4 protein-coding genes are annotated in these 4,200 nt (G+C 38.9%); all 4 read right to left on the reverse strand.

What is annotated here, in order from left to right; translation table 11 throughout:
* Positions 1–1,249: hypothetical protein (locus WB217_RS01260; protein ID WP_423989900.1), on the reverse strand; the 1,249-nt coding region annotated here is incomplete at its 3' end.
* Positions 1,250–1,278: 29 nt separating this feature from the next.
* On the reverse strand, positions 1,279–2,163 hold the full coding sequence (locus WB217_RS01265) for a hypothetical protein (protein WP_423989902.1): 885 nt from the start codon (positions 2,161–2,163) through the stop codon (positions 1,279–1,281).
* A gap of 214 nt (positions 2,164–2,377) precedes the next feature.
* Positions 2,378–3,553 carry a hypothetical protein gene (locus WB217_RS01270; protein ID WP_423989904.1) on the reverse strand — a complete coding sequence of 392 codons (1,176 nt, stop codon included), beginning with the start codon at positions 3,551–3,553 and terminating at the stop codon, positions 2,378–2,380.
* A 23-nt stretch (positions 3,554–3,576) separates the two neighbouring features.
* Positions 3,577–4,200, reverse strand: a 624-nt coding sequence (locus WB217_RS01275; protein ID WP_423989906.1) for a hypothetical protein, incomplete at its 5' end; no start/stop codon positions are given.

Genomic DNA, 4,200 nt, shown 5'->3' on the forward strand with positions numbered 1-4,200 from the left:
CAACATCTTCAGTAGCAACTTCATCAGTCACAACTTCATCAGTCACAACATCTTCAGTAGCAACTTCATCAGTCACAACTTCATCAGTCACAACATCTTCAGTAGCATCTTCATCAGTCACAACGTCTTCAGCAGTAACTTCATCAGTTACAACATCTTCAGTAGCAACTTCATCAGTTACAACATCTTCAGCAGCAACTTCATCAGTTACAACATCTTCAGCAGCAACTTCATCAGTTACAACGTCTTCAGTCGCAACTTCATCAGTCACAACGTCTTCAGTAGCAACTTCGTCAGTTACTTCTTCAGCAGGAGTTTCTTCAGAAACTTCTTCAGCAAGAACAGCAGAGTTAGCAGCAGCGTGCAACTTAGCGTTTTCACTTGAATTCTCGTAACCTTGAGAATTGATTTTGTTAGCTGCAGAAGGGTTTACTTTTTCTTCATCAGTTTCATCTTCTGTAGTTACAACATCTTCATCTTCAGTTTTTACAGTTGCATCTGAATCAAGATCGATGTCCTTAGAATCAGAGTCATTTTCATCTTCATCTTCAGTTTTCACAGTCGCGTCTTTCTCAAGGTCGATGTCCTTAGAATCAGAGTCATTTTCATCTTCGTCTTCAGTTTTTACAGTTGCGTCTTTCTGAAGGTCGATGTCTTTAAAATCAGAATCATCTTCTGTATCTTCGTCATCTTCCTTTTTCAAATCAGCAGTTGTATCAAGATCTTCATCTTCATCTTTCTTTGCTTTTGCATCATTTTCAATGTCAGTAGTTTCTTTAGATTCAGTATCAGCAGCAACTTCCTCTGCTACAACTGGTTCAACTTCCACCACATCTTCGACCGCTGGTTCTTGAACTACTACTTCTTCAGTAGTTGTTTCTTCAGCAGGTGCTTGCTTGATTGGTGCGTGAACAGCTGCATTTGGTGCAGCGTGTTTTTTAGCTGTTTCACTTGCATGTACGCTAGCCTGAGATTTCACTGCTTTTTCTTTCGTCTCAAGTTTAGGTTCTGCTTTTGGCTGAGCCTTTACAGCAGGCTTGGCTGGAACGGCAGGAGTTGCTTTTACTGCAGCTTTCTTCGTGTTTACAGTTTTCACTTGCACTGGTTTAACGGAGTGAGATTGTTCTACTTTCACTTTTTCTGGTCCGGCAGCTTGGGTAAAGTGCCCGCCTGTCAATACTCCAATAGACAATACTCCAGCTAACATAAAAGATTTAACAACTTTAGTTCCATTCATATAATTATTCATTTTTATTATTCGCTCCCTTTTTAATATCGTTATCCGTGGCAAATCGCGTCGGTATACGGTAAAAAAACAGGAGCTGCAATCGGTGGCGGTGATGGAGGGGCATTGACCCACTGGCTTCTAAAAATAGAAGCTCGGGATGAAAATGGCTGGGTAAGAATCAGATTAAAATCTTGATCCCATATGAACCACTTATCAAAAAAGCTTGTGCTGGTACTTCCATTACTGGTCCGGTCACTTGAAGGCCCCCCTGAAGTCTTCGTACGTGATGGAGGATTAGGCAGGTTATCTTGTTTTGGATACCTCTCTTTTTTAGAGGGAACAGGTTCATCTCGTTTTATTGGAGGTTTTTGTACACTTGCCTGAGCAGCAGGTTTCATTTTCGAGACCGGCTTTTTGGCAATATCCTGAGAAGATTCCACCTTATCCTTCAATCCGGGTGATAGAAGTTTTTTTTCTTTCACATCTTCACTTTCAATATGTATGGATTTCACAGCAGCTTTTTTGTCTTCCGTATTGCTGGGCTTAGGCTTTGATGTATTTTTCACTAAGACTTGCTTTTGTCCAGAAACCTTTTTAGGCAATAGCGTCTTGGCAGCCTTCTCGCTTCTATTTAAAGAGGCAATAGGTTTTCCAGTTGGCTGCTTAGCCTTAGGAGCTTTTACAACATCCTTTGCCTGAACTGGCTTTTCTATTACAGGTTTCCTTTCAGTCGGCTGTTTTTTTACATCAGGTTCAACTGTAGTTTTTTCAACAGCTTTAGACTTTTCAGCTTGGACTGGCAATTTTTCCTGTACGACAGCCGCATGTTGTTCTCGCTTATCTGTATCTGGAGCTTTTTCAGCAAAAGCAAGGTCTGGTAAAAATATAGCCGTGCCAGCAATAAATCCAGTAATAATCAATTTTCGGAAGTGCATCCTTTCACCTCCTTTCAATATTGGATTATTCATGGATAGCATTCTGACTTTTAAACCTTTTTTTGTCGGTTTTTGTTGAATATAAAAATAAACCGTTCTTTTCACCTAGTTAGACGGGAGCGAAGAGGGAAAACGACCTGAGACAAACTACCTTATTTTTTGGCACTTTTAACAAACAAAAGCAGGAAGTCTCAGCCTTCCTGCTAAATCCAGCTTATATTTTAATGGTAAAATCGTTACCGCATTCAATCATGTCACCGGAGATTTCGCCGACATCCTCAATAATTAAGCCGCTGTTACTGATCTTTGGTTTATTTTTCATCCTGAGGTGCAGTCGAAATACGTCTTTGAATTGGTCTTTAAAAATAGTGATAACTGGCTGCGTAAAAATATACTCTCTGTTTCCAGCCATTACTCGCAGGTATTGATGCAAGGTCTTATTTTCAAATGTAATCATATTTATTGGGTCAAAATAAATTGAATCGAATTTTCCTTCAATAATAAGAGAATAGATTCCTTGCTCCTCAAATTCTTTGAATTTTTTTATCCGATTAGACTTGATTAAATTGATTAGCTCCCACGTTTCCTGATTCACCTGAATCTCATCAGAAACAGATTGCCTGTGCCATTCAATATTTTCTTTTAAAAATTCATACAAAGTTAAATCAGATTCAACAAATTTATGCTTCCAGTCACCAGCTGTAGTATCCAGATATAAACACATAAACATTCCGGAACCATATCCACTTCGCCTGATATTCAGGTTGGATTCAAGACGATTCAAAAGGTAGGGACTGTATTTTTCTAAAATTTTCTCATTGGGGAGACCTGAGATTTTCATGCTGGCGAGAAACTCTACATACCATGCGGTTCCTTCAACACTTTCTATTAAACATTCATAGTCAGCATACTTGCCGATCAACGCCTTTCTTTTTTCACGCAATGCGATAAAGTTACTAAGGGCTTCCTGGCTATTAGTCAAGACCGCTGAATAAAGCTGCTCTCTTTCCAGACCCCTTAATTCAATATTTTCAGCCATTAAAGGGTACTGACTGCCCATTAGCTCGTCAGGAAATCTCTTTTCCCCATATAAATATTGATATCCATGAAATAATTCATGCACAAGAATAGGATAGAGACTTTCGAATGTTTCATAGCGTTCCAGATTAACTATGGCAGTTGGGTGATTGTGATAAAGAATCACTGTATCTGCACCATTGAAAACTGGCTCTGATGGAATTGTTTGAGTTTGAAAGTTTGTGTATGGATGGTTGACCAAATGAACCTCATCAGTATTGTAAAGTGCATAAGCCACTGACCTAAATTCAGGCCAATACTCATCAAGCTTAATCCTATTCATAAGTTCCTCGATTTTAGCTGTCATTTCCATTTCCAAAAACTCCTTTTATCGTTCTAGAACGATCCAACAAAATACCAATGCTTCTCCAAATTTACAATTTCTTTAAAATCTCCCCCGAAGTCTCCTTGTCTAGGTTTAGCGTCCGCAGGAGAGTAGACGAAGCCAGAGAAGTTATCGAGAATACCACGAAATGTGAAAAAAAATACGGATCCATCTTCCACAATGACCTCTCCTCCCCCTTTTGATAGACTGCGATATTCTTCAGGTAAGAGGATTAAAGACTCATTATGAGCTACATTGGGCTTAATAACCTCTTTCTCTATGAGAGTAACGACTTCTTCACGCTCAGATTTATTAGCGTGAAACTCCAAGTCCAATACAATTTTATTGAAAGGGAAAAAGAATAATAATAAAACAGTGAACAGCTGGACCAAAACTGGTCTCCATTGTTTCGTCTTAAAGAATCTGATGGAAGAAATGATTGTCACAACTGTGAAAAACCCATATACCATCAGCCAAAGGAAGGGCATAGCAAATGGGGTCACGATGTCCATAATGGACCATTGAAAAAATTTAAAAAGCACCACAACTAAACTGCTGAAAATGGCTAGCATAATTAAAGGCATAATTAATATCCTGCTTTCGTTTAATACATTATTAAATTCTCCAGCAAAAGG

Origin of the sequence: Mesobacillus sp. (assembly GCF_049588175.1) — a bacterium.
In the GTDB taxonomy this organism is placed as follows: Bacteria; Bacillota; Bacilli; order Bacillales; family Cytobacillaceae; genus Mesobacillus.

Coding starts and splice junctions, on each gene's coding strand:
- WB217_RS01265 (WP_423989902.1), bottom strand. CDS start 2,163: ATGCACTTCCGAAAATTGATTATTACTGGATTTATTGCTGGCACGGCT.
- WB217_RS01270 (WP_423989904.1), bottom strand. CDS start 3,553: ATGGAAATGACAGCTAAAATCGAGGAACTTATGAATAGGATTAAGCTT.